21 protein-coding genes are annotated in these 24,353 nt (G+C 67.2%); 15 read left to right on the top strand and 6 right to left on the bottom strand.

Translation table 11 applies throughout. From position 1 onward, the window contains the following. The 10 genes from AC07RM_RS30010 (at position 1) to AC07RM_RS29965 (ending at position 11,302) form a co-directional block, all read left to right on the top strand. On the top strand, positions 1-1,209 hold the full coding sequence (locus AC07RM_RS30010; protein ID WP_495336834.1) for an acyl-CoA dehydrogenase family protein: 1,209 nt from the start codon (positions 1-3) through the stop codon (positions 1,207-1,209). A gap of 12 nt (positions 1,210-1,221) precedes the next feature. Continuing rightward, entirely contained in the window at positions 1,222-2,364 is a 1,143-nt protein-coding gene (locus AC07RM_RS30005; protein ID WP_495336833.1) for an acyl-CoA dehydrogenase family protein, read from the top strand. Then, positions 2,361-3,176: an oxepin-CoA hydrolase, alternative type gene (locus AC07RM_RS30000; protein ID WP_495336832.1), complete on the top strand. Its 816-nt coding sequence runs from the start codon at positions 2,361-2,363 to the stop codon at positions 3,174-3,176. Before AC07RM_RS30005 ends, AC07RM_RS30000 begins: the two co-directional genes overlap by 4 nt. Positions 3,177-3,249: 73 nt before the next feature. Further along, positions 3,250-4,458: a CaiB/BaiF CoA transferase family protein gene (locus AC07RM_RS29995; RefSeq protein ID WP_495336831.1), complete on the top strand. Its 1,209-nt coding sequence runs from the start codon at positions 3,250-3,252 to the stop codon at positions 4,456-4,458. Between the two features lie 32 nt (positions 4,459-4,490). Continuing rightward, the gene (locus AC07RM_RS29990) at positions 4,491-5,489 is read left to right on the top strand and encodes a Bug family tripartite tricarboxylate transporter substrate binding protein (protein WP_093355636.1); all 999 of its coding nucleotides are present in this window, start codon (positions 4,491-4,493) and stop codon (positions 5,487-5,489) included. A gap of 50 nt (positions 5,490-5,539) precedes the next feature. Then, positions 5,540-7,501: an acyl-CoA synthetase gene (locus AC07RM_RS29985; protein WP_495336830.1), complete on the top strand. Its 1,962-nt coding sequence runs from the start codon at positions 5,540-5,542 to the stop codon at positions 7,499-7,501. A 77-nt stretch (positions 7,502-7,578) separates the two neighbouring features. Then, positions 7,579-8,589, top strand: a complete 1,011-nt coding sequence (locus AC07RM_RS29980) for a Bug family tripartite tricarboxylate transporter substrate binding protein (protein WP_208507728.1) — start codon at positions 7,579-7,581, stop codon at positions 8,587-8,589. A 30-nt stretch (positions 8,590-8,619) separates the two neighbouring features. Next, positions 8,620-9,369: an electron transfer flavoprotein subunit beta/FixA family protein gene (locus tag AC07RM_RS29975; RefSeq protein WP_057595490.1), complete on the top strand. Its 750-nt coding sequence runs from the start codon at positions 8,620-8,622 to the stop codon at positions 9,367-9,369. A gap of 14 nt (positions 9,370-9,383) precedes the next feature. After that, positions 9,384-10,316: an electron transfer flavoprotein subunit alpha/FixB family protein gene (locus AC07RM_RS29970; RefSeq protein WP_495336829.1), complete on the top strand. Its 933-nt coding sequence runs from the start codon at positions 9,384-9,386 to the stop codon at positions 10,314-10,316. 14 nt (positions 10,317-10,330) lie between these two features. Further along, a complete protein-coding gene (locus AC07RM_RS29965) occupies positions 10,331-11,302 on the top strand; it encodes an NAD(P)H-dependent flavin oxidoreductase (RefSeq protein ID WP_495336828.1) in 972 nt (323 codons plus the stop codon). Positions 11,303-12,216: 914 nt separating this feature from the next. On the opposite strand, the gene AC07RM_RS29960 is transcribed toward AC07RM_RS29965, so the two are convergent. Next, entirely contained in the window at positions 12,217-14,118 is a 1,902-nt protein-coding gene (locus tag AC07RM_RS29960; RefSeq protein WP_495336827.1) for a UvrD-helicase domain-containing protein, read from the bottom strand. Next, a complete protein-coding gene (locus AC07RM_RS29955; RefSeq protein WP_495336826.1) occupies positions 14,115-16,424 on the bottom strand; it encodes an ATP-dependent nuclease in 2,310 nt (769 codons plus the stop codon). Before AC07RM_RS29955 ends, AC07RM_RS29960 begins: the two co-directional genes overlap by 4 nt. 479 nt (positions 16,425-16,903) lie before the next feature. Here AC07RM_RS29955 and AC07RM_RS29950 point away from each other — a divergent pair, with 479 nt between their 5' ends. From AC07RM_RS29950 to AC07RM_RS29940, 3 genes are read left to right on the top strand one after another with little or no spacing between them, the layout of a single operon-like run. Beyond that, a complete protein-coding gene (locus tag AC07RM_RS29950) occupies positions 16,904-17,473 on the top strand; it encodes a TRAP transporter small permease (protein WP_057598344.1) in 570 nt (189 codons plus the stop codon). Further along, complete coding sequence (locus AC07RM_RS29945) at positions 17,470-18,768, top strand: TRAP transporter large permease (protein WP_057590991.1); 1,299 nt, start codon at positions 17,470-17,472, stop codon at positions 18,766-18,768. The genes AC07RM_RS29950 and AC07RM_RS29945 overlap by 4 nt, the downstream gene beginning before the upstream one ends. Positions 18,769-18,817: 49 nt before the next feature. Continuing rightward, entirely contained in the window at positions 18,818-19,855 is a 1,038-nt protein-coding gene (locus tag AC07RM_RS29940; RefSeq protein ID WP_495336825.1) for a DctP family TRAP transporter solute-binding subunit, read from the top strand. A gap of 25 nt (positions 19,856-19,880) precedes the next feature. On the opposite strand, the gene AC07RM_RS29935 is transcribed toward AC07RM_RS29940, so the two are convergent. Beyond that, complete coding sequence (locus AC07RM_RS29935; protein WP_495336824.1) at positions 19,881-20,846, bottom strand: GlxA family transcriptional regulator; 966 nt, start codon at positions 20,844-20,846, stop codon at positions 19,881-19,883. 116 nt (positions 20,847-20,962) lie between these two features. On the opposite strand from AC07RM_RS29935, the gene AC07RM_RS29930 reads away from it, so the two are divergent. Both AC07RM_RS29930 and AC07RM_RS29925 read left to right on the top strand, forming a co-directional pair. Next, positions 20,963-21,793, top strand: coding sequence for a dienelactone hydrolase family protein (locus AC07RM_RS29930; RefSeq protein WP_296801676.1), 831 nt, complete (start codon positions 20,963-20,965; stop codon positions 21,791-21,793). A gap of 59 nt (positions 21,794-21,852) precedes the next feature. Then, the gene (locus tag AC07RM_RS29925) at positions 21,853-22,830 is read left to right on the top strand and encodes a nucleoside hydrolase (protein ID WP_495336823.1); all 978 of its coding nucleotides are present in this window, start codon (positions 21,853-21,855) and stop codon (positions 22,828-22,830) included. Positions 22,831-22,861: 31 nt separating this feature from the next. Here the strand turns inward: AC07RM_RS29925 and AC07RM_RS29920 are convergent, their stop codons facing one another. From AC07RM_RS29920 to AC07RM_RS29910, 3 genes are read right to left on the bottom strand one after another with little or no spacing between them, the layout of a single operon-like run. Continuing rightward, positions 22,862-23,290, bottom strand: a complete 429-nt coding sequence (locus AC07RM_RS29920) for a hypothetical protein (protein ID WP_495336822.1) — start codon at positions 23,288-23,290, stop codon at positions 22,862-22,864. A 9-nt stretch (positions 23,291-23,299) separates the two neighbouring features. Continuing rightward, complete coding sequence (locus tag AC07RM_RS29915) at positions 23,300-24,046, bottom strand: hypothetical protein (protein WP_495336821.1); 747 nt, start codon at positions 24,044-24,046, stop codon at positions 23,300-23,302. After that, positions 24,019-24,342, bottom strand: a complete 324-nt coding sequence (locus tag AC07RM_RS29910; RefSeq protein WP_093354062.1) for a winged helix-turn-helix transcriptional regulator — start codon at positions 24,340-24,342, stop codon at positions 24,019-24,021. The genes AC07RM_RS29915 and AC07RM_RS29910 overlap by 28 nt, the downstream gene beginning before the upstream one ends. Positions 24,343-24,353 lie beyond the last annotated feature (11 nt).

The following is a 24,353-nucleotide window of genomic DNA, read 5'->3' as shown; positions in this document are numbered from 1 at the left end:
ATGGACCTGAACTTCACCCCCGAAGAAGAAGCCTTCCGCGGCGAGGTGCGTGCCTTCCTGGCCGACAAGCTGCCCGCGCGGCTGTCGGACAAGGTGCGCGGCGGCAAGATCCTCGAGAAGGCCGACATGGAGGAATGGCATGCCATCCTCGACGCGCGCGGCTGGCTCGCCAACCACTGGCCCGAGCAGTACGGCGGGCCGGGCTGGACGGCGGTGGAGAAGTTCATCTTCGAGAACGAGTGCGCGCTGGCCTTCGCGCCGCGCATCGTGCCCTTCGGCGTGAACATGCTCGGGCCGGTGCTGATCAAGTACGGCAACGAGGCGCAGAAGCGCCACTGGCTGCCGCGCATCCTCAACGGCGCCGACTGGTGGTGCCAGGGCTACTCGGAACCCGGCGCGGGCTCCGACCTCGCGGCCGTGAAGACCTCGGCCGTACGCGGCATCGATGCCCAGGGCGACCACTACATCGTGAACGGCCAGAAGACCTGGACCACGCTGGGCCAGCACGCCAACATGATCTTCTGCCTGGTGCGCACCAACCGCGAGGCGAAGAAGCAGGAAGGCATCAGCTTCCTGCTGATCGACATGAGCTCGCCGGGCGTCGAAGTGCGCCCGATCATCACGCTCGACGGCGAGCATGAAGTCAACGAGGTGTTCTTCTCCGACGTGCGCGTGCCGGCCGAGAACCTCGTGGGCGAGGAGAACAAGGGCTGGACCTGCGCCAAGTACCTGCTGACCTACGAGCGCACCAACATCGCGGGCGTGGGCTTCTCGGTGGCCGCGCTCGAGCAGCTCAAGGGCATTGCCGCCACGCAGACCAAGAACGGCAAGCCGCTGTCGGAAGACCCGGCCTTCGCGGTGCGCATGGCGCGCGTGGAGATCGACCTCGAGAACATGAAGACCACCAACCTGCGCGTGGTCGCGGCGGTGGCCGGCGGCGGCGTGCCGGGCGCCGAGAGCTCGATGCTCAAGATCCGCGGCACCGAGATCCGCCAGGAGATCTCGTCGCTCGCGCGCCGCGCGATGGGCGTGCATGGCCGCCCCTTCATCGCCGAGGCGCTGAAGGACGGCTTCACCGGCGAGACCTTCGGCCCGGCCTACGCCTCGGCCGCCGCCTCGCGCTACTTCAACAACCGCAAGCTGTCGATCTTCGGCGGCTCGAACGAGATCCAGAAGAACATCATCAGCAAGATGATCCTGGGCCTGTAAAGGAGAGATGCAATGAACTTCGAACACAGCGAAGACCGGCGCATGCTCGCCGACAGCCTGAACCGCTTCATCAGCGAGCAGTACGCCTTCGATGCGCGCGACCGCATCGCGAAGTCGGAACACGGCTTCAGCAAGGAGATCTTCCAGCAGTTCGCCGAACTCGGCGTGATCGGCGCGCTGTTCAGCGAGGCCGATGGCGGCTTCGGCGGCGGCGGCTTCGACATCGCCGTGGTATTCGAGGCCCTGGGCCGCGGCCTCGTGGTCGAGCCGCTGCTGGGCGCGGTGATGGTCGGCGAGGCGCTCGGCGCGGCCGGCACGGGTGCGCAAAAAGAGAAGCTGGTCGACATCATCAACGGCGTGACCGTCGCGGCCTTCGCGCACGACGAGGCCGACACGCATTACGAACGCACGCGTGTCGCCACCCGCGCAGAACGCAGCGGCGACGGCTGGGTGCTGAACGGCGCCAAGGCCGTGGTGCCGCAAGGCGAGCAGGCCGACCTGTTCCTGGCCTCGGCCCGCACCTCGGGCAACGTGGACGACGAAGCCGGCATCTCGCTGTTCCTCGTGCCCGCGAAGACCGCAGGCCTCACGGTGCGCGGCTGCCCTTCGATCGACGGCGGCCGTGTCGCCGAACTCTCGTTCGACGGCATGAAGCTGAGCGCCGACGCACTGCTGGGCGCCGAGGGCCAGGGCGCCGCGACGCTCGAGCGCGCCATCGGCCGCGGCGTGCTCGCGCTGTGCGCCGAGGCCGTGGGCGCGATGGAAGCGGCCAAGACCGCGACGCTCGACTACCTGCGCACGCGCAAGCAGTTCGGCACGCTGATCGGCAGCTTCCAGGCGCTGCAGCACCGCATGGCCGACCTGCTGCTCGAGATCGAGCAGGCGCGCTCGGCGGTCATCAATGCCGCGGCCGCCATCGACGGCAGCGACCGCCTCGCGCGCGAGCGCGCGCTGTCGGCCGCCAAGTTCAGCATCGGCCGCATCGGCGCGCTGGTGGCGGAAGAAAGCATCCAGATGCACGGCGGCATCGGCATGACCTGGGAGCTGCCGCTGCCCCACTACGCCAAGCGCCTCGTGATGATCGACCACCAGCTCGGCGACGAGGACCATCATCTGCAGCGCTATATCGCACTGGGCAAGGAGGTGACGGCATGAGCGAGAACAAGACCGTGCTGATCGCGCAGGAGGGTGCCGTGCGCATCCTCACGAACAGCAACCCGGGCGCGCGCAACGCGATCACGCCCACGCTGTATGCCGAGCTCGCGGCCGCGCTGGCCGATGCGCAGGACGACCCCGAGGTCGGTGCCATCGTCTTCACCGGCGCCGGCGATTTCTTCTGCTCGGGCGGCGACCTCAACCTGCTGGCCAAGCGCCGCGAGCTGCCCGCCTCGGAACGCCGCGAGAAGCTCGAGGGCCTGCACAACCTGATCCGCGCGCTGCGCGACAGCGGCAAGCCCGTGATCGCCGCCGTCGAGGGCGGCGCCGCGGGCGCGGGCCTGTCGATGGCGCTGGCCTGCGACATGCTCGTGTCGGCACGCGATGCCTTCTACACCGTGGCCTACGTCAAGGTCGGCCTCACGCCCGATGGCGGCGCCACCGCCTTCCTGGCCGAGTTCGTCTCGCGCCAGCTGCTGACCGAGCTGTGCCTGACCGGCGACCGCCTGCCGGCCGAGCGCCTGCATGCGCTGGGCGCGGTCAACCGCCTGACCGACAAGGGCGCGGCACTCGCCGAGGCGATCGCGCTCGCGGCCAAGGTCGCGAACGGCCCGCAGCGCGCGAGCGCGCGCATCAAGTCGCTGTGCCGCCAGGCGCACCGCGCCACGCTCGAGGAACAACTCGAGGCCGAGGCCGTCTACATGGTCGAGTCGCAGGCCGATGCCGAAGCCGCCGAAGGCATCGGTGCCTTCCTCGGCAAGCGCAAGGCCGACTTCGCCGCGCTGCGGCAGCGCCGGCAGGACGCGTCCTGACGCCGGCCGCCACCGCTTCTTCCCCGGCCTCGCGCGCACCCGCGCCGAGGTCTCACGTCTTTCCGGAGCCACCATGCCCTCGCTGAATTCCTCGCTGCCGCTCGCCGGCGTGCGCGTCCTCGACCTGTCCCGCATCCTCGCGGGCCCCTGGTGCGGCATGGTGCTGGCCGACATGGGCGCCGAGGTCATCAAGGTCGAGCACCCGGGCCGCGGCGACGACACGCGCGACTGGGGCCTGCGCGTCGGCAAGACCGAGACCGCCTACTTCAACAGCGTCAACCGCAACAAGCGTTCGGTCACGCTCGACCTGCAGACGCCCGAGGGCCAGCAGCTCGCGCGCGATCTCGCGAAGCAGTGCGACGTGCTGATCCAGAACTTCAAGTTCGGCGGCATCGACAAGCTGGGCCTGGGCTACGAGCAGCTGAGCAAGGAGAACCCGCGCCTCATCTACTGCTCGATCTCGGGCTACGACCGCACCGGCCCCGAGGCCGCGCGCCCCGGCTACGACCTCGTGGTGCAGGGCGAGGCCGGCCTGATGGCGCTCAACGGCGAGGCCAACCAGCCGCCGCTGAAGTTCGGCGTGGCGGCCGTCGACCTGTTCACCGGCATGTACTCGGCGCAGGCCATCCTCGCCGCGCTCTACCAGCGCGAGAAGACCGGCCGCGGCCGGCATGTGGAGATGGCCCTGTTCGACTGCGGCCTGATGATCACCGCCTACTACGGCCTCGAGGCGCTGCTGCTGGGCGAGGACCCGCCGCGCTACGGCAACTCGCATCCCTCGATCGTGCCCTACGGCGTGTTCGACGCGGCCGACGGCCCGCTGGTCATCACCGTGGGCAACAACGCGCAGTTCGCGCGCTTCTGCACCGAGGTGATCGAGCGGCCCGACCTCGCGGCCGACGAGCGCTTCAAGACCAACATCCTGCGTTCGGCCAACCGCGCGGTGCTGCTGCCGCAACTGCATGCCGAACTCGCGAAGCGCCCGCGCGCCGCGCTGCTCGAAAAACTGAGCGCCGCCGGCATCCCCTGCGGCGAGGTGCTGGGCCTGCTCGAGGCGCTGCAATCGAAGCGCGCCACCGACGCCGGCCTGGTCACGCGCCAGCCGCATCCGGTCGCGGGCACGGTCGACGTGCTCGCGCCTCCTTACCGTTTCGATGGCGAGCGCCTGCCGGTGCGCAGCGCGCCGCCCACCCTGGGCGAAGGCACGCACGACGTGCTCCAGTCCTTGCTCGGCCTGTCGGATGAAAAGCTGGCAGCGCTGAAAAGCAGCGGCGTCGTCTGACGGCGCCACCTTGTTCCCCTGAAGCAGAAGTCATGGCCTCCCTCTCTCTCCGTCCCCTCCGCAGTCCTCTTCGCCGTGCACTCCTCGCGCTCGCCCTTCCCCTCGCCGCCGGCGCCGCCTTCGCGCAGGCCTGGCCGGCCAAGCCGATCACGCTGATCGTGCCCTTCCCGCCCGGCGGTCCCACCGACGTGGCCTCGCGCATCGTGGCGCAGAAGATGTCGGCCGCGCTGGGCCAGAACATCGTGATCGACAACCGCAGCGGCGCCTCGGGCACCGTGGGCGCGGCCGCCGCCGCGCGCGCGCCGGCCGACGGCTACACCTTCGTGATGCTGGCCACGCCCACGCTGCTGGCCTCGCACCTCTACGGCCCGACCGGCTACGACATCTTCAAGAACTTCACGCCCGTGGGCAGCGTCTACGACCTGCCGATCGTGCTGGTGGTCAATCCCAAGGCGCTGCCCGAGGTGACCGGCCTGCAGGGCCTGATCGCCAAGGCCAAGGCCGAGAACGGCAAGCTCAACTACACGACCGCGGGCGCCGGCAGCTTCGGCCACCTGACGACCGAGCAGCTCAAGAACATCGGCAAGTTCGAGATGCAGCACGTGCCCTACCGCGGCAGCGCGCCGGCCGTGACCGACCTGATCGGCGGCCAGGTGCCCGCGATGTTCTCGGACCTGGTGGCCGTGATCCCGCACATCCGCGCGGGCAAGCTGCGCGCCATCGCGGTCGGCTCGGGCCAGCGCGTGAGCCTCTTGCCCGACGTGAAGACGGTGGCCGAGCAGGGCTTCCCGGGCTTCGACGCCACCTCGTGGGGCGGCCTGCTGGCACCGGCCGGCACGCCCAAGGACGTGGTCGAGCGCATGAGCGCCGAACTCAAAAAGGCGCTGGCCGACAAGGAAGTACAGGAGAAGCTGCAGGGCGTGGGCTCGTTCGCGGCCTATCGAACCGCCGACCAGACCGCCGAGCGCATGCGCCAGGACTTCGAGCGCTGGGGCAAGGTCATCCGCGACAACCACATCACGAACCAGTAAAACAGCCGGGCCGACACGGCGACGATTTCAAGGGAACAAGGAGACAGGCCATGACCGACAGGAACGACCGGCACGACAACGACTACGCGACGCCCGTGGGCGCGCCGTTCCGGCCCGCGCGCCCCGTGCGCAGCCTCGCCGACATCCAGGCGCTCGAGCAGACCCCGCTCGCGCAGGCGCTCACGGTGCGCAGCACCTACGAAATCTTCCGCAACGCGGGCCATGCCTTCGGCGACAAGACGGCGCTGACCTTCCTGCGCACCGGCAACCCCGACGATGCGCCGATCCGCTGGTCGTATGCCGAGCTGCTTGCGCGCATCCACCAGACCGCGAACCTGCTGCATGGCCTGGGCGTGGGACCGAACGACGCGGTGGCGGTGCTGCTGCCGGGCTGCCTCGAATACCACCTCGCGCTCTGGGGCGGCGAGGCGGCCGGCATCGTGCAGCCGCTCAATCCGCTGCTCACCGACGAGAAGCTGGTCGCGCTGATGACCGCGGCCCGCGCCAAGGTGCTGATCGCCTATGGCTCGGACGCCGAGTCGGGCATGTGGTCGAAGGCGCGGCGGCTGCGCGGCCAGGTGCCGGGCCTGACCACCCTGCTGCGCGTGGCGCCGCACGACGAGGCACCGGGCGCGGCGGGCGCGCTGCCCGAGGGCGTGGTCGACTTCGAGGCGCTGCGCACCGCGCAACCCGATGACCGCCTCGTGAGCGGCCGCGACATCGCCTCGAGCGACATCGCCGCCTACTTCCACACCGGCGGCACCACCGGCGCGCCCAAGCTCGCGCGCCACAGCCATGGCGCGCAGGTGTTCACCGCCTGGGCCAGCGTGCAGGTCGCGGGCATGAACGAGCACGGCATCTCGATCAACGGCTATCCGCTGTTCCACGTCGCGGGCGTGCTGCCGGCCTCGCTGGCTTCGCTCTCGGCAGGCGTGGAGGTGGTGATTCCCACGCCCTCGCTGCTGCGCAACAAGCAGGTGCTGGCCAACTACTGGAAGCTGGTCGCCAGGTACCGCCCGACCTCGCTGTCGGCCGTGCCCACGGTGCTGGCCGCGCTGGCCAACGTGCCGCTCGACGGCGCCGACATCTCCTCGATCACCTACTGCCGCACCGGCGCGGCCGTGCTCTCGCCCGAACTCGCCGCGCGCTTCGAGCGCCTGTTCGGCCTGCACGTGCACGAGAGCCTGGGCATGACCGAGATGGCCGGCATCTCGACCATCACGCCGCCCGGCGTCGACGGCCCCGCGGGCTGCGTCGGCTTTCGCCTGCCCTACATGCAGATGCGCGTGGTGGCGCTCGACGAGCACGGCAACGCGAGCGATCGCGAGGTGGCGCGCGGCGAGACCGGCATGGTGCTGTTCAAGTCGCCCAACGTGTTCTCGGGCTTCGTCGATCCGGCCGACAACGCCAAGGCCTTCACGGCCGACGGCTGGCTCGCGACCGGCGACCTCGGCTGGATCGACAGCGAGGAGCGGCTCAACCTCACGGGCCGCTCGAAGGACCTGATCATCCGCAGCGGCCACAACATCGATCCCAAGGTGATCGAGGACGCACTCAGCGCCCACCCGGCGGTGCAGGTCTGCGCCGCGGTCGGCGCGCCCGATGCCTACGCGGGCGAACTGCCCGTGGTGTTCGCGACGCTGGTGCCCGGCGGCGCCGCCACCGAAGACGAGCTGCTGGCCTTCACCGCCGCGCGCGTCGACGAGGCTCCCGCCAAGCCCAAGTGGGTGGCGCTGGTCGATGCGCTGCCGATGACCAACGTCGGCAAGATCTACAAGCCCGAGCTGCGCGCCATGGCTGCGAGCCGCGTGGTGGCCGCGACCGTGGCCGAGCTGTGCGCCGAACTCGGCCTGCCCGAGGCCGCGCGCCCACGCGTGGCGCACGAGGGCGAGAGCCTGGTGCGCGTGACGATCGACCCCGCCGCCGCGGGCGCGCAGGCCGCGGCGCTCGCCGAGCGGCTGCGCAAGGCACTCGAGCCACTGCCTTTCAAGACCCGCGTCGCGACGGCCTGAAGCCGCCGCACGGCGGGCCGCAGCGCACGGCCCGCCGCCTTTCGTTTCTCCGCCCCCCAAGAACCATCAGGGACACCATGACCATCACCCGACACCCGACCCGTCGCGCGCTGCTGCGCGCCACCACCGCAACCGCCGCCGCGCTGCTCGCGCTGGCCCATGCGCCGGCCCAGGCCCAGGCGCCTTATCCGAACAAGCCGATCCGCATGGTCGTGCCCTTCCAGGCCGGCGGCGCCACCGACGTGCTCGCGCGCGTGCTGGGCCAGAAGATGGCGGCCGGCCTCGGCCAGCCCGTGGTGATCGACAACAAGCCCGGCGCGGCCGGCATCATCGGCACCGACATGGTCGCCAAGGCAGCGCCCGATGGCTACACCATCGTCTTCTCGCTGAGCAATTCGCTGCTGACCAACGAGTTCCTCTACGAGAAGCTGCCCTACGACACGCAGCGCGACCTCACGCTGGTCTACCAGGTGGCGATGGGGCCGCTGGTGCTGGTGGTGCATCCCAGCGTGCCCGCCAAGACCGCGCCCGAACTGCTGAAGTACGTGGCCGCGAACAAGGGCAAGGTCGCCTATGGCTCCTACGGCGTGGGCGCCTACCCGCACCTGGCGGGCGCGCACATGAGCCTCACGCAGCAGGCCGACATGAACCACGTCGCCTACAAGGGCGAGGCGCCGATGATGCAGGACCTGATCGGCGGCCAGATCCAGATGGCCTATGCGAGCGCGCTGGTCGCCAAGCCGCACATCGACGCGGGCAAGGTGCGGGCCATCGGCGTGAGCGGCGAACGCCGCATGGCCGCGCTGCCCACCGTGCCGACGATGGCCGAGCAGGGCTTGAAGGACGAGGCCTACCGCGTGACCGGCTGGCTCGCCTTCGCCGTGCCCGCCAAGACGCCCAAGCCCATCGTGGACCGCATCGCCGAGGAAGTGCGCAAGGCCTCGCAGCAGCCCGACGTGCGCGAGCGCATCGCGGCCATGGGCTTCGAGCTCAAGGACAGCTCGCCCGAACTCTTCGCCGCCGCCTGGAAGGCCGAGCGGCCGATCTGGGAGCGCCTCATCAAGCAGTCGGGCGCGAAGCTCGAGTGAACCCCCTCCGTTTTCATTGAAGGACCAGCCATGAAGATTCTCGTGCCCGTCAAACGGGTCGTCGACTACAACGTGAAGGTGCGCGTCAAGAGCGACGGCACGGGCGTGGACATCGCCAACGTCAAGATGAGCATGAACCCCTTCGACGAGATCGCCGTCGAAGAGGCCGTGCGCCTGAAGGAGAAGGGCGTGGTGACCGAGGTCATCGCCGTCTCGTGCGGCGACGCCAAGTCGCAGGAGACCCTGCGCACCGCGATGGCCATCGGCGCCGACCGCGGCATCCTGGTCGAGACCTCGGAAGAGCTGCAGCCGCTGGCCGTGGCCAAGCTGCTCAAGGCACTGGTCGACAAGGAACAGCCGCAGCTGATCATCCTCGGCAAGCAGGCCATCGACGACGACGCCAACCAGACCGGCCAGATGCTGGCTGCCTTGGCCGACCTGCCGCAAGCCACCTTCGCGAGCAAGGTCGAAGTCGCCGGCGACAAGGCCAACGTGACCCGCGAAGTCGACGGCGGCCTCGAGACCGTCTCGCTCACGTTGCCGGCGGTCATCACGACCGACCTGCGCCTGAACGAGCCGCGCTATGTGACCTTGCCCAACATCATGAAGGCCAAGAAGAAGCAGCTCGACACCTTCAAGCCCGAGGACCTCGGCGTGGACGTCAAGCCGCGGCTGAAGACGCTGAAGGTCTCGGAACCGCCGAAGCGCGGCGCCGGCATCAAGGTGCCCGACGTGGCGACCCTGGTGGACAAGCTGAAGAACGAAGCCAAAGTGATCTGAGGAAGACAACGAACATGACCGCACTCGTCATTGCCGAACACGACCACGCCAGCATCAAGCCGGCCACCCTCAACACCGTGACCGCCGCGCTTGCCTGCGGTGGCGACGTCCACGTGCTCGTGGCTGGCGCCAACGCGGCTGAAGCCGCCAAGGCCGCGGCCCAGATCGCTGGCGTCACCAAGGTCATCGCAGCCGACAGCCCGAGCCTCGCCGAGAACCTAGCGGAGAACGTCGCCGCCCAGGTGCTGGCCATCGCCAGCAACTACAGCCACATCCTGTTCCCCTCGACCGCCAACGGCAAGAACGTCGCGCCGCGCGTGGCCGCCAAGCTCGATGTCGCGCAGATCAGCGACATCACCAAGGTCGACAGCCCCGATACCTTCGAGCGTCCGATCTACGCGGGCAATGCGATCGCCACCGTGCAGAGCAGCGATGCGACCAAGGTCATCACCGTTCGCACCACCGGCTTCGACGCAGCCGCCGCCACCGGTGGCAGCGCAACGGTCGAAACGGCCGAAGGCGTGGCCGACAGCGGCAAGAGCAGCTTCGTCGGCCGAGAAGTCACGAAGAGCGAACGTCCCGAACTGACGGCCGCCAAGATCATCGTTTCGGGTGGCCGCGCACTGGGCAGCGCCGAGAAGTTCACCGAAGTGATGGCACCGCTGGCCGACAAGCTCAACGCGGGCCTGGGCGCCAGCCGCGCAGCCGTCGACGCGGGCTACGCCCCGAACGACTGGCAAGTGGGCCAGACCGGCAAGATCGTCGCGCCGCAGCTGTACATCGCAGCGGGCATCTCGGGCGCGATCCAGCATCTGGCCGGCATGAAGGACTCCAAGGTGATCGTGGCGATCAACAAGGACGAGGAAGCGCCGATCTTCTCGGTGGCCGACTACGGCCTCGTGGCCGACCTGTTCACGGCCGTGCCCGAGCTGGTGAAGACGCTGTAAGAGGAAGCGCCCGCATGAAGACCCGCATCACCGAGCTGCTCGGCATCCGCTACCCGATCGTGCAGGGCGGCATGCAGTGGGTGGGCCGCGCCGAACTGGCCGCGGCCGTCTCCAACGCCGGCGGCCTGGGCATCGTGACCGCGCTCACGCAGCCCACGCCCGACCACCTGCGCCGCGAGGTCGAGCGCACCCGCGCGCTGACCGACAAGCCCTTCGGCGTGAACCTCACGATCCTGCCGGCCGTGAAGCCGCCGCCCTATGCCGAGTACGTGCAGGCGATCATCGACAGCGGCGTGAAGATCGTGGAGACCGCGGGCAACAGCCCGAAGGACTTCATCGAGGCGCTCAAGCGCCACGACGTCAAGATCGTCCACAAGTGCACCTCGGTGCGCCACGCGCTGTCGGCCGAACGCAATGGCGTCGACGCCGTGTCGGTCGACGGCTTCGAGTGCGCGGGCCATCCGGGCGAGGACGACGTGCCGGGCCTGATCCTGTTGCCGATTGCGGCGCGCAAGCTGCGCATCCCCATCATCGCCTCGGGCGGCATCGCCGACGGCCGCGGCATGGCGGCCGCGCTCGCGCTCGGCGCCGAGGGCGTGAACATGGGCACGCGCTTCTGCGTGACCCAGGAAGCGCCGATCCACGACAACATCAAGCAGGCGCTGGTGGACGCGAGCGAGCGCGACACCAAGCTGATGTTCCGCACCATGCGCAACACCGCGCGCGTGTTCCGCAACGCGATCTCCGAAGAGGTGGTGGCCACGGAGAACCGTCCGGGCGGCTGCGAGTTCGAGGAGATCCGCCCGCTGGTTGCAGGCGCGCGCGGCCGCGCGGCGCTGGAATCGGGCGCGGTGCAAGACGGTGTTGTCTCCGCCGGCCAATGCATCGGGCTGATCGAAGACATCCCGACTTGCGCGGAACTGCTGGAGCGCATGGTGCGCGAGTGCCGCGAGCATCTGGACCGGGCGCGGGCCTGGATGGACTGAGTCTTTTCTTGCTTGCTCGCGTCCGGGGGCGATCACGCCGACGGGGTACCTTGCTCCGCGAATGTCCCCCGGCCTGCGGCCTCCTCCTTGATTTCGCTGCGCAAGCCACCCCATCGACGTGATCGTTGGGAGCCACTGCGGGCCGACACGACACGGGTCCCGAGCGGCTCGCGCACAGCGCATCGCGGAAGCTGCATTTAGTCGCGGTTGCCTCGACTTCATGCCGAACGGCACGGCAGCTTGCCGGCTTCTTCTCTAGAGTGAATGCCCCTCTCACTCGATACCCCAACTAGGGGAGAAGAAAGGCGCAACACACCAAACCACACCGAGATGTTCGAAGGCTGCTTGCCTCGCGGCAGGTTGTCGGTGCGAAAGCAGCGATGCGGATGCGAGGTATCAAAAGGCGACGGCCAGGATGTAGCGAGCACCCCAGCCGTCTAACCAAGTTCGTGCACAACCTTGGAAGGAACGCACAAAAATGGCTACCAAGACTATAGCCCGGCGTCGCACGCCGGTATCTCCCGGAGAAACCGCCCATGGTCCGGCGGATCTTCTCGAAAACGCCCTCTCCCAACTCGAAGCGCTGCTGTGGGTCTGCCACGGGAAAGACATCGATTGGTGCAGCGGTGATGGGCCTCGACAACTGGACAACGTGCTCTGGCTTGCGTCTGAACTTGCTCGCGAGGCCGGGGAGTTGTATCAGATGAGCGAGATGACGCGATATGGGGGGCTTGAGGCTGGCGGGTAGGGGCTGGTCTGCGGGCTGCGGGGTTCGCGGCCCGCTTGAGGGACAGGCCCTTTGGGGAACGATGGCTAAAGCCTTCGTGATGGGGGAATTCGGTTCGGTTGAGATTTGCGGGGTAGAACGAAAATGGCCCCAAGCCTCTCTAGGCACTCCGGCGGCTCAACCTACCTCATGCGAGCATCGCTTCCAGAGTCCCCTCATCGATGATGTCCTCTGGCGGAAAGATGCCGGCCGCCTCGACCCGCGCACGGGCGACGGCAACGTCGGGCACGAACATGACAACTGCAAGATCGCGCGTTGCGCGTGAGCAGCACACATAGAACAAGCGCCGGGTGCGGTCTATGACGTTGTCTTCGCCAGCTGCGATGTTCTCTTGGTCCGTTTCCGACAACGGCGCCATACCGAAATACTTTCCGTAGGAAAACTGCCGCTGATTTTGCCCCTCCTCGTCGTCAATCAGGACCACCACGCGCTCGAACTCAGCGCCTTTCACACCCTGCTGGGTCGCGAACGGGGACAAATCTTCCAGGTAATGACGGTAGCCCTTCAACTCGGCAACACGGCAGTCCAGGAACGCAGACACGGACACAGCCTCTGGATCTTCGCCGTCCATACCCTCTCCTCCTTCGGCCGCGAGATGCCTGGACCACGCTTCGTCGAGTTGCAGCATCTCAGCTTCGGCCGCGAAAAGGAGTATGTCCCGAAGCGATGTATCGTTTGAACGCATGCGCCGTGCGAGCTCGTTGGTGGAAGCCTGCAGCGTGGCTAGAGTCACGTTGGCGCCTTCGCCTCCCAGTCGTGCGGGTGCCAACAGCGGACACTGGCCACGCAGCAGGCTCATCACGTCGAACGCGCGGTCCTCATCCACTGCCATAGCCAAGGGAACCAAGTACGTCAGGAATGCCCGAAGCGGCCAAGAGCTTCCGTCCTTGAGGCCCTCCTTGATACTGGAAGGAGCGTTGTCGTTCAAGGCTGAGTACAAGTTCGGGAAACCCAGCCGTGTTGCCGCCATGCGGTGCACAACCACCAAAACCCGGACATCGGCCGCGCGATCCTCACTCACCCAATGATCATCCTGGTTGGTGCGCCTAAGCCACTCGCGAACCTTACCGAGCTTTGCCGACCGGAGTTGGTCGGCCGCAAGCAGGAAAACTCTGGCCGAGCCTTCAACCGGAACCAGCACGTCGTCGGCCCAAGCCATCCGACCGCGCGTCTGAACCAAGCCATCCCCCGGATGGCGGACCGCATTCACGACGCGCAGAACCCGTTGCGGACACCTGAAGTTCTCCGGCTTGGCGATGAGCCTCCACCCCTCCGGCACCTCGATAGCGCCGGCGCCATCCGTGTAGATTTTTTGCATCGGGTCCCCAAAGAATCCCAGGCAAAACTGCACGGGCGTGGTCTCGGCGATGCTGCGGAACGCCGCGACGATCTCGGGTCGGGTGTCTTGGCTTTCGTCGATAAACACCACCGGATACCGGCTCGCGATGACATCGCGAAGCAACTGACTTTGGTCGATCAGGTCCACCGCTGCGGTGATGACGTCGGAATGACCAAGGACACCCCTGCCCAAGTCACTGCCCGCTCCATAGCTGAAATGGGCACGCTGTTCTAGATCCAAGAGCTGCTGGTGATACCGGGCGATATCGGCCACCAAACGCTCGCGTGTTGCCTGGCGAGTTCTCGGCCTGTCATGGTGCGCCTGAGCCTCGTTAATCTTTTCCTGGACCCGGGCGATCACCCAGGCTTTCAGATTGATCTGGAACGGACGCACTACCGTCCACAAGAAGCTGTGAATCGTCGAAACATGGAACAGCGGATCGTTCCCCACATCACCCCAGATCTCATTGACCGCTATCTCGGTGTATGTGATGCAAGCAATGCGCTGTCCGCGAGTGTGAAGATCCCGTCGCCGCGTCTGCGCAATGTGCGCCAGCGCCTTCACCAGCGAAGTCGTCTTGCCAGAACCCGCGCCAGCGACCATGACAAAGCTTCTCTGGGGCCGCTCATCGAGGCACGCGCGCAGTTCCAAGTCTGCCTGAGTATCTGGCTGTCCAACGCGACGCGTCATGCTGCAACGTCCGGGAGTTGTACGAGTGCCGCGACCGGCGGAGGTGGAGCGACCTGCTCCTCAAGCCAGCGCAGGCCGTCTTGGATGTAGTGCGGTACCGTCCACACTGCCGGATCCTGTGCCAGTAGCGCCAACGCAAAGTCGGTCTTGTGAAAGCTCGCCTTCTTGACCTTGCGGTACAGGCTCTCGGCCAGTTCCCCGACGCCCAACTTGTTGCAGCCCTTGATGCGTAGACCAAGATCTTTGCGATCGGCATCCTGGCACCAAGCGAGGTTCTGCAGCGCGAACGCCTCCTCCAGAGTTCGACCTACTCTGACCTCCGTCATGCCGCGCCAACTCACGTCCACCTGCGTCTGGTACGAAACCCGCACATGCGCGCCGCCCGGCGCTGCTCGTGCTTGGGTGCGTTGTTCTGGTGTGGCCGCCAGCAACTCGGCAATGGTGCTGCATGCGGGAAGCCACTTGACCAGGGTCTGGTTCGACGTAAGTGCCCCGTTCTCGTGGACCATGCAAGCCTTACGCCCGCGCCGCGCCGCAGCCACCTCCTCGGCATCTTCGTCGGCATCCGGATCCGCGTCGGCGTCGTCCTCGTCGTGCAGCACCGCTTCGTCACCAGCCGCATCGACGACTGGTGGCAAAACACTGTCAATGTCCGTCACGATCAGGGAAGTTAAGCCGAGGAACTCAATCAGTCCCTTGAAGCGATGCCCGAACGCCCCGCCGATCTCCAAAATGCTGACGTAGTTGGACTGCAAGCGCGGCGCAACCTTGGCGATCATCTGCGGCATCAGCAGCCGCTCGACGTTACCCTCCACTAGGATGGCGGCGTCGGCGAAGAAGATGTCGCAGTGCGTGAGCCTCAAGTACCGCTCCAAGAAATCCCTGGTGCGGTCGGCGGGATCCGCCGGATCGTTGGCCGTCTCGTAGAACTTGGCCATGCTGAGTACTTGGGAACGCTGAACGCCCCTGTCCGCCGTGCGACGGAAATAACGAATGGGCCGGAATCCGCGTTCAAACAGTACATGCGGCGAATGCGTCGAAACGACGAGTTGGCTAGTGCAGTACGGCGCGTCCCCATCGGGGACCGTCAAGATGTCCAAGACCTTGCGGATGAACACCTGCTGCAGCTGGGCATGCAAGTGCGCTTCCGGCTCCTCGATGAAGATGAGATGCAACGGCGGCCGGTTCTCCTCGATGTCAAGCCATCTGGCGTGTACATCCAGCAGCTCAACGACCATGTAGATGAGGTTCTTGAAGCCAAGGCCGTTATAACGGTCCGGCAGGGTCGCAGACAACTCCGCGCCGACAGCTCCCACCGCGTAGTGGACACGCGCACCTTCATGACTGCTGAGGATCGTGGCCGGGTTAAGGGCCGTCTTGATCAGGAGGCGCGGATTGTTGACACCTGGGTAGCCGAGGTGCGCCAAACGTTCGAGCGTCGGGCCGAAGACGCGCTCAAGATGCTCGTTCAGCAAGGACTCCGACTGTGAGAGCGCATGCCTGGCGTCGTGGTCCTCTTCGTGCTTCTCTAGGTTTCTCTCATAGAAGCGACTTAGGCAGCGCGATAGGTCCTCAGACCGGGCTCCACCATTGGCATCTGACAGGTGACGCTGCGCGTGGAGGAAGTCCACCTTAACGAGGCTCGTCAGAACATCCTTGCCACTGCGGCCCTTGTCGGGCATAAGGCGCAGGGGGGTATACCCCTCGACGGGTTGCAAGACATCGTCGAACTTGGCGCGGTCGAGGACGTAGTAGCGCAGCTCGAAGTCCCGCCGTACGCGGTCGCCAGCGACATCCGCTAGGTAATCACTAAGCGTGCGCGGCTGCGGGTCATATCCGGCCACGACCTGAGCAACTTGGCCGTCCGCTGCCCCTTGCTGCACGCGTGCGCGCCGGGCCCTCACGCGAGCCTCCTGGAACGCGGACCTCAACGCTGCCGGATCCGTCGGGGCTAGCTCGACTCGGATCCCGACTTGGTTGCCCTGCCAAGCGAGGCTGGGAAGGAGATCCACTACGCGGTGCAGGTCCGCCGGCTTCACGGTGAACCAGATGTCGATGGAGATGGTCGGGAGCTCGCTGCCCTCGGCGCCCTCACCGTAGGCATTGATGGCGTCCCAGCATTCCGAGCTGAAGTCGTGGAGCGAGAACCTATCTCTGGACGCGGAGGTGAACAGCTGCAGGGCGTGCGCGGCAGAAGTCTTTCCACTGTTGTTGGCGCCGACGAAGAGCGAGATGTCGGGTGCAAGATCGATGCGAGTGTCCTTGATGCGCCGAAAATTGCGAATCCAGATGGTCTCTATGTGCATAGTCTTCTCTCCTGCTGGAAATGGTACGTGACCAACGTTCATGTGAGGCGTTCCCTCGACCATTCCTAGCGATAGCAATAACCGCGTTTGACAAGAAAGCGCCCACGCATCTCTATCTGCAATTCGCCGCAGCAGTTGCCCTCAACCTCACAACCACACTCTCCATGCACAGGGCACCGGGTGCTTCCCGCAGCGAAATAAAGGAGGAGGCCGAAGGCCGGGGGACATTCGCGGAGGGAAGCACCCGGTGTCCTGTGCACGCCCCGGACGCCCCAGGCAACCGCCCATAGCCGCCAAAACGCAGAAAACCCACCCCTTCCAGCGCCCCAAAAGCCCAGGCAGCAGCTAAGGAAACCCCCGATATATCAGTGGACATTGACGGCCCAGAATCGACGGCTGCTTCCCTGTCGAGGTGTACGGATCGCGTCCCGGCGACCGCCCGGTGACATGGCGCCTGCCCCAGTTGCCCGTTTTCTCCGATGACCACTCCTCCTGAGTCCGGCCCCACGCTGGACGCCGCCAGCCCCCTCCCCCCCGACATCGAAGCCGCCGACGAGCCCACCAAGGTGCCCCTGGGCATCGAGGACTGGCTCACCGTGCTCATCATGGGCGCACTCGCGCTCATCACCTTCGCCAACGTCCTGGTGCGCTACTTCACCGACTCCTCCTTCGCCTGGACCGAGGAGTTCTCCGTGTTCCTGATGATCATGCTGGCGCTGGTCGCCGGCTCGGCCGCGGTCGCGCGCGACCGCCACATCCGCATCGAGTACTTCGCCGAAAGCGGCTCGATGGCCCGGCGCCGCCGGCTGGCGCAGTTCGGCGCGCTGATGATCGCCGCGCTGTTCGGCCTGATCGCCGCGCTCAGCGTGCGCATGGTCTGGGACGACTACCGCTTCGAGGAGACCTCGCCGGGCATCGGCGTGCCGGCCTGGTGGTATTCGATCTGGCTGCCGATCGTGTCGCTGGCCATCGCGCTGCGCGCCATCGGACTGTTCGTGCGGCGCGGCCGCAAGCACAAGAACAACGACCAGCAGGACGCCGCCGAATGATCGCCACGCTCCTGTTCGTCGCCTTCCTGCTGATGATGCTGGTGGGCGTGCCCATCGGCGCCGCGCTCGGCCTGGCCGGCGCGGCCTGCATCGCGCTCGCCAACACCGACGCCCAGTGGTTCGGCCTGCTCGCGGTGCCGCAGAACTTCTATGCCGGCCTCGGCAAGTACCCGCTGCTCGCCATTCCGATGTTCGTGCTGGTGGGCTCGATCTTCGACCGCTCGGGCGTGGCGCTGCGCCTCGTGAACTTCGCCATCGCCATCGTGGGCCGCGGCTCCGGCATGCTGCCGCTGGTGGCGATCGCGGTCGCGATGTTCCTCGGCGGCATCTCGGGTTCGGGCCCGGCCAATGCCGCCGCCGTGGGCGCGGTGATGATCGCCGCGATGTCGCGCGCCGGCTATCCGGCCGCCTACTCGGCCAGCGTGGTCGGCGCCGCCGCGGCCACCGACATCCTGATCCCGCCCTCGGTGGCCTTCATCGTCTATTCGGTGCTGGTGCCCGGCGCCTCGGTGCCGGCGCTGTTCGCCGCCGGCATGGTGCCCGGCGTGCTGGCCGGCCTGGCGCTGATGATTCCGGCCGTGTGGCTGGCGCGCAAGCACAAGATGGGCGCGCTCGAATCCACCCTGCCGCGCCCGCCGTTCTGGAAGAGCTTCCGCGAAGCCACCTGGGGCCTGGCGGCGCCGGTGCTGATCCTCGGCGGCATGCGCGCGGGCTGGTTCACGCCCACCGAGGCCGCCGTGGTCGCCGTGTTCTACGGCCTCTTCGTCGGCATGTGCATCCACCGCACCATCAAGGTTCGCGACCTGTTCGTCATCCTGCGCGAATCGGGCGAGCTCTCGGCGGTGATCCTGCTGGTGGTCTCGCTCGCGGGCATCTTCGCCTACTCGCTGTCGACGCTCGGCGTGATCGATCCGGTGACGCGCGCCATCGTCAACTCGGGCCTGGGCGAATACGGCGTACTCGCGCTGCTGATCCTGCTGCTCATCACCGTCGGCATGTTCCTCGACGGTGTCTCGATCTTCCTGATCTTCGTGCCGCTCTTGCTGCCGATCGTGCAGTACTACAAGTGGGACCCGGTCTGGTTCGGCGTGATCCTCACGCTCAAGGTCGCGCTCGGCCAGTTCACGCCGCCGCTGGCCGTCAACCTGATGGTGTCGTGCCGCATCGCCAAGGTGCGCATGGAGGAGACCGTGCGCTGGGTCGGCTGGATGCTGTTCTCGATGTTCGTGGTGATGGTGCTGGTGATCGCCTTCCCCGAACTCGCGCTGTGGCTGCCGCGCAAGCTCGGCTACTGATGAACGTGCCCGCGGCCGCCCGACTTTTTTCAACGAGGAGATAGATCAGATGAAATTCCGCCGCACCCTGCTCGGCCTCGCCGCCGTCGCGACCGCCCTGGGCATGTTCTCGTCGGGCGCCATGGCGCAGGCCAGCTACAAGGCCGAGTACAAGATGTCGCTGGTGCTGGGCCCGCCCACGCCCTGGGGCCAGGCCGGGAAGATCTGGGCCGACCTCGTGAAGGAGCGCACCCAGGGCCGCATCAACATCAAGCTGTACCCGGGCGTGTCGCTCATTCAAGGCGACCAGACGCGCGAGTTCAGCGCGCTGCGCCAGGGCGTGATCGACATGGCCGTGGGCTCGACCATCAACTGGTCGCCGCAGGTCAAGCAGCTCAACCTGTTCTCGATGCCCTTCCTGATGCCCGACTACGCGGCCATCGACGCCCTCACGCAGGGCGAGGTCGGCCAGGAGATCTTCAAGACCCTCGACAAGGCCGGCGTGGTGCCGCTGGCCTGGGGCGAGAACGGCTTCCGCGAGATCACCAACTCGAAGCGCCCGATCAAGACGCCGGCCGACGTCAAGGGCATGAAGATCCGCGTCGTCGGTTCGCCGATCTACTCCGACATGCTGACCGCGCTGGGCGCCAACCCGACGCAGATGAGCTGGGCCGATGCACAGCCCGCGCTCGCGAGCGGCGCCGTCGACGGCCAGGAGAACCCGCTGTTCCTGTTCACCGTGCTCAAGATGCACACGGTGGGCCAGAAGTTCGTGACCACCTGGGGCTATGTGGCCGACCCGCTGGTGTTCGTGGTCAACAAGGAGATCTGGGCCTCGTGGACGCCGGCCGACCAGGCCATCGTGCGCCAGGCCGCGCTCGACGCCGGCAAGCAGGAGATCGAGATCGCGCGCAAGGGCCTGGTGGAAGCCGACAAGCCCGTGCTCAAGGACATCGCGGCCATGGGCGTGACGGTCACCAGCCTCACGCCCGCGGAACGCGACGCCTTCGTGAAGGCCACGCGCCCGGTGTACGAGAAGTGGAAGCCGACGGTCGGCGCCGACCTCGTGGCACGCGCCGAGAAGGCGATCGCGGCGCGCAAGAAGTAAGAAGCGCCGCGCGGGCCGGCGCGCCTCAGTTGCGATAGCGGCTGGGGTTCGCGCCCGCCACCTTCTTCATCAAGCGCCGCAGCGCGGTGGCGTCCTGATACCCGACGGCGCCGGCCACCTGGTCGACCGTCATGCGGCTGGACTCCAGCAGCGCCCGCGCGCGCCGCAGCCGCACCCCCTGCAGCAGCGCCTGCGTGCTCTTGCCGGTGGCCTTCATCACATGGCGCGCGAGCGTGCGCTCCGACATGCAGAACTCGCGCGCCAGCTCGCTCACCGAGGGTGGCGCGGGCAGCGCCGCTTCCACGCGCGCCGCGAGCCGCGCCACCAGGTCGTTGCCGTTGGCCAGCAGCTCGGGAACGATGAATGGCGCCTGCGCCTGGCGCCCGTCGATCAACAGCAGCCGCGACACCAGGTCGGTGAGCGCGCTGCCGCAGCGTTCGCGCAGCAGGTGCAGCATCAGGTCGGTCTGCGCGAAGGCCGCGCCGGCCGTGACCACCGGGCCGTCGGCGCAGACCATGCGGTCGACGTCGACCGTGCAATCGGGCGCCATGCGCTTGAGCAGCGCGGCATACCACCACGAGGTGGTCGCGCGGCGGCCCTGCAGCAGGCCTGCCGCATTGAGCAGGAACACCGCCGAGCACGAGGCCGCGACCTGGCCGCCGGCGCGCGCATGGCGTGCGAGGCCGTCGATGGCGCGCGCGGCGTCCTCGCTCTCGAGGCAGTGGCGGATCTGCTCGGGCGTGTCGAGTCCGAGCCCGGGCACCACCCAGGTCGAGCGGTCGTCGCGCGCGCGAGTCGGCAGGCGCACGGTGTCGATGTGCATGCCCGAACGCAGCGCGACCATGCCGCCGGCCGGCGAGCACAGCCGCCAGCGCGGCGGCGCCGCGCCGGCGCGCGCGGCCACCGAGCGCGCGGCACCGAGGATGTCGGCCGTGGCGGCGACGCTGGAGGCGAAGGCACCGGGCAGCACCAGGATCGTGAAGTCGCGCATAGGAGGGCTTTGTCCGATTTGGCCCTGAAACCGTCAAACAGGACACTGCCATTCTGAACGGCCGGTGGGCCCAATACAAGCTTCATCCACCCCGTTGCCCAACCACCGCCCACGCCATGACCCACGCACCCACCACCCGCCCGCTCGACCGCGACGACCCGCTCGACGACTTCTCCTCGCGCGAGATCGAACTCGACGGCGTCGCCAAGAAGGTCTACCTGATGGGCAGCGGCCCCGCCGTGATCGTGATGACCGAGATGCCCGGCATCAGCCCCCAGGTGGCGCGCTTCGCGCGCTGGGTGCGCGATGCGGGCTTCACCGTCTACATGCCCTCGCTGTTCGGCCGCGACGGGGCCGTGCCGCAGGCCGAGGAAGGCGCGGCCGTGTTTAAGCGCGCCTGCGTGAGCGCCGAGTTCCGCGCCTTCGCGTCGAATGCATCGAGCCCCGTCACGCAGTGGCTGCGCGCGCTCGCGCGGCTCGCGCACGCCGAATGCGGCGGCCCCGGCGTGGGCGCGATCGGCATGTGCTTCACCGGCAACTTCGCGCTGTCGATGATGCTCGAGCGCGCCGTGCTCGCGCCCGTGGTGTGCCAGCCCTCGCTGCCGCTCGACGACGCGGCCGGCACCAACGTGGCGGCCGACGAGCTGGCCGCCGTGCGCGAGCGGCTGGAACGCGAGGACCTGACGGTGATGGCCTACCGCTTCGAGGGCGACAGGTTCTGCAAGGCCGAGCGCTTCGCCGCCTTCTCGCAGGCGCTCGGCGACCGCTTCGTGGCGCGCGTGCTGCCCGACAGCGCGGCCAACCCCGTCACGCCGCCCTTCTTCGCGCAGGTAGTCGCGAGCCCGCACAGCGTGGTCACCGCGCACCTGATCGACGAGGCCGGGCAGCCGACCATCGCGGCGCGCGACGAGATCCTGGCCTTCTTCGCCAGGCGGCTCCTGGGCTGAAGCTCTGGCAGACTGGCTCCCCGCAGGCGCGCGCTCCGTCGCGCCTGCATGGAGCCCGCATGCCGACGAACACGCCCCCGCTTTCCGACGACACCACCGTCCACACGCTGATCATCGACACCGACCCCGGTGCCGACGACGTGATCGCGCTGCTGCTCGCCATGGCCTCGCCCGAGCGCCTGAAGATCCAGGCGCTGACCACGGTGGCCGGCAACGTGCCGCTCGCCAAGACCTCGCGCAACGCGCGGCTGGCGCGCGAGTGGGGGCAACGGCCCGACATTCCCGTCCACGGCGGCGCGCAGCGCCCTCTGCTGCGCGCGCCGATCTACGCGGCCGACATTCACGGCAGCGAGGGCATCACCGGCGTGCAGGTGCACGAGCCCGCGCAGCCGCTGGCCGAGGGGCATGCGGTCGACTACCTGATCGACACCCTGCGCGCCGCGCCAGAGAAGAGCGTGACGCTCGCGATGCTCGGCCCGCAGACCAACCTCGCGCTGGCGCTCGCGCAAGCGCCCGACATCGTGCGCGGCCTGCGCGAGCTGGTGCTCATGGCCGGCGCGCATTTCAATGGCGGCAACATCACGCCGACGGCCGAGTTCAACGTCTTCGCCGATCCGCATGCGGCCGAGATCGTGCTCGGAAGCGGCGTGCCGATCACCATGCTGCCGCTGGACCTCACGCACAAGGTGCTGGCCACCCCCGAGCGCATCGCGCGGCTGCGCGGCCTCGGCAACCAGGCGGGCCGGATCGTGGCCGACATCCTCGATGCCTATGTGCGGCACGACATGCAGTACTACGGCCTGCCCGGCGGGCCGGTGCACGACGCGACCGTGATCGGCTACCTGCTGCAGCCCTCGCTGTTCAGCGGCCGATGGGTCAACGTGGCGATCGACAGCCGCGAAGGGCTGGGGTTCGGGCAGACGGTGGTGGACTGGTATGGGGGGTTGAAGAAGCCGGCGAACGTGCACTGGATCGCGGAGGGGGATGCGCAGGGGTTCTTCGACTTGCTGACGCAGGGGATCGGGCGCTTGCCTTGAGTTGCACTGCTTGAATGACGGCGCTTTTTCGTCATTTCTCTCGAGAGCGTCCAATGGACTCGAGCACCTCGACGGCTTTCCGCAGCTCCGTCCACTCCAGAGGCAACTCGTGAACCCACTCGAGGCTGCAGCCATTGAACCCCGATCGAATGATCAACCGGTACGTCGTGGGATGGATGTAGGCCAGGTCTCCCAGGGCTGCGACACCGACTCTTGCCGTTCGGATCGAGCTCAGCAGATCCGCCGCCAAGCCCTGCTGCAATTGAAATGGAAGCCCCTGTCGGCTCTTCTGGATCGGCAGGTCCTGCATCCAATCCATGCCCACGAACTCCGTTTTCCAACAGCGGGTGATGCAGGTGTCCGGGGCGATCTCATCGATCTCGACCCAGACGGCAACACCCACCTGATTCGGCCGCTCGAACGGAGGAGACGCGACGAACTGGACGGTCCAGGTATTCATTGCCGATCGCTATTGCTGGGTAACGTTCGGACCACCGCCCGCCGCAACGCAGGAAAGAAACATCCTGCGGCTCAATCCATTGAACTGATCGACGCCCGAGCTTGCGTAGACGTCGTCAATGATCGAGCCCAGAATCCTGCCGGTGGATGGGGAGTTCGCCGCGAGCAATGTCGCCCTGGCTTGATCGATCGTCTTCCCTTGCTCCTTGAGCCCGTAGACATAGCGCGGCACCTTCAGCACTCCAAAGCAGGACTGAGAAATCGCCTGGTGTCTGGCTTCAACGGGAAGGTGGAGTACCTTGGCGCATCGCATGAAGCGTTCGCCAGCCAGTGCCTCCGGCGTGATCGACTCGCGAGAGAACTGGTCCAAGTCCAGCAGGTCTTCCTCTATCGCCTGGCTGCCAAGAGAAGCCTTCGTGACGTCCCGCGCCTTCTGAGGCGTGATCTGGTTCTCTCGCAGAAGACTGGTCAGTTCCCACAAGCGCTTCGAGTAGTGAAAGCAATACTCCAATTCCGGCCCGCCCCCGGAACCAGCAGGAACAGGGTAGTCCGCCAGGCTGCCAAATCCCGGTGGCTTCGCTTGCGGGGCATTCGGCGGGCTCGAGCAACCCGCGGCAAGGGCGATCAGCAAAGAGAGAACGATGCGATTCGTGATCATTGTTGGGTGCTTTTTGGTTGAGCCACGAAGGTGCATGGAGAGAATGAAGGCAACCCGGTCGAGCGAACGCGTCAGCCCGCGGCCCTGGCCTTCAGCCACAGCCCGAATTCCATCATCACGCTGACGACAGGCTTCAGGCGCTCGCCGTCCGGCGTGAGCTGGTACACGACCTTGACCGGAACCGTGGCATGGACGGTTCGCTGCACGAGCCCGGCCTCTTCGAGCGCGCGCAGGTCCAGGGTCAGCGAGCGCTGGGAAATGCCGGGCACGTCGCGGCGCAGCTCGTTGAATCGCTTGGGTCCATCTACCAGATAGGACACCAGCAACAGCCGCCAGCGGCCGCCCAGCAAGCGCATAGCTTCCTCGACGGAGCAACCCGAGACGTTCGATTTCATAGCACGCGAGT

The organism is Variovorax sp. GW821-FHT09B05 (assembly GCF_059418265.1).
Note: the sequence above shows the minus strand (reverse complement) of the source record. Positions and strands in the feature narration are given on the sequence as shown.

Coding starts and splice junctions, on each gene's coding strand:
- AC07RM_RS30000 (WP_495336832.1), top strand. CDS start 2,361: ATGAGCGAGAACAAGACCGTGCTGATCGCGCAGGAGGGTGCCGTGCGC.
- AC07RM_RS30010 (WP_495336834.1), top strand. CDS start 1: ATGGACCTGAACTTCACCCCCGAAGAAGAAGCCTTCCGCGGCGAGGTG.
- AC07RM_RS29935 (WP_495336824.1), bottom strand. CDS start 20,846: ATGCGCGACTTCACGATCCTGGTGCTGCCCGGTGCCTTCGCCTCCAGC.
- AC07RM_RS29995 (WP_495336831.1), top strand. CDS start 3,250: ATGCCCTCGCTGAATTCCTCGCTGCCGCTCGCCGGCGTGCGCGTCCTC.
- AC07RM_RS29945 (WP_057590991.1), top strand. CDS start 17,470: ATGATCGCCACGCTCCTGTTCGTCGCCTTCCTGCTGATGATGCTGGTG.
- AC07RM_RS29970 (WP_495336829.1), top strand. CDS start 9,384: ATGACCGCACTCGTCATTGCCGAACACGACCACGCCAGCATCAAGCCG.
- AC07RM_RS29910 (WP_093354062.1), bottom strand. CDS start 24,342: ATGAAATCGAACGTCTCGGGTTGCTCCGTCGAGGAAGCTATGCGCTTG.
- AC07RM_RS29950 (WP_057598344.1), top strand. CDS start 16,904: ATGACCACTCCTCCTGAGTCCGGCCCCACGCTGGACGCCGCCAGCCCC.
- AC07RM_RS29990 (WP_093355636.1), top strand. CDS start 4,491: ATGGCCTCCCTCTCTCTCCGTCCCCTCCGCAGTCCTCTTCGCCGTGCA.
- AC07RM_RS29975 (WP_057595490.1), top strand. CDS start 8,620: ATGAAGATTCTCGTGCCCGTCAAACGGGTCGTCGACTACAACGTGAAG.
- AC07RM_RS29930 (WP_296801676.1), top strand. CDS start 20,963: ATGACCCACGCACCCACCACCCGCCCGCTCGACCGCGACGACCCGCTC.
- AC07RM_RS29925 (WP_495336823.1), top strand. CDS start 21,853: ATGCCGACGAACACGCCCCCGCTTTCCGACGACACCACCGTCCACACG.
- AC07RM_RS29960 (WP_495336827.1), bottom strand. CDS start 14,118: ATGACGCGTCGCGTTGGACAGCCAGATACTCAGGCAGACTTGGAACTG.
- AC07RM_RS29965 (WP_495336828.1), top strand. CDS start 10,331: ATGAAGACCCGCATCACCGAGCTGCTCGGCATCCGCTACCCGATCGTG.
- AC07RM_RS29980 (WP_208507728.1), top strand. CDS start 7,579: ATGACCATCACCCGACACCCGACCCGTCGCGCGCTGCTGCGCGCCACC.
- AC07RM_RS30005 (WP_495336833.1), top strand. CDS start 1,222: ATGAACTTCGAACACAGCGAAGACCGGCGCATGCTCGCCGACAGCCTG.
- AC07RM_RS29940 (WP_495336825.1), top strand. CDS start 18,818: ATGAAATTCCGCCGCACCCTGCTCGGCCTCGCCGCCGTCGCGACCGCC.
- AC07RM_RS29920 (WP_495336822.1), bottom strand. CDS start 23,290: ATGAATACCTGGACCGTCCAGTTCGTCGCGTCTCCTCCGTTCGAGCGG.
- AC07RM_RS29985 (WP_495336830.1), top strand. CDS start 5,540: ATGACCGACAGGAACGACCGGCACGACAACGACTACGCGACGCCCGTG.
- AC07RM_RS29955 (WP_495336826.1), bottom strand. CDS start 16,424: ATGCACATAGAGACCATCTGGATTCGCAATTTTCGGCGCATCAAGGAC.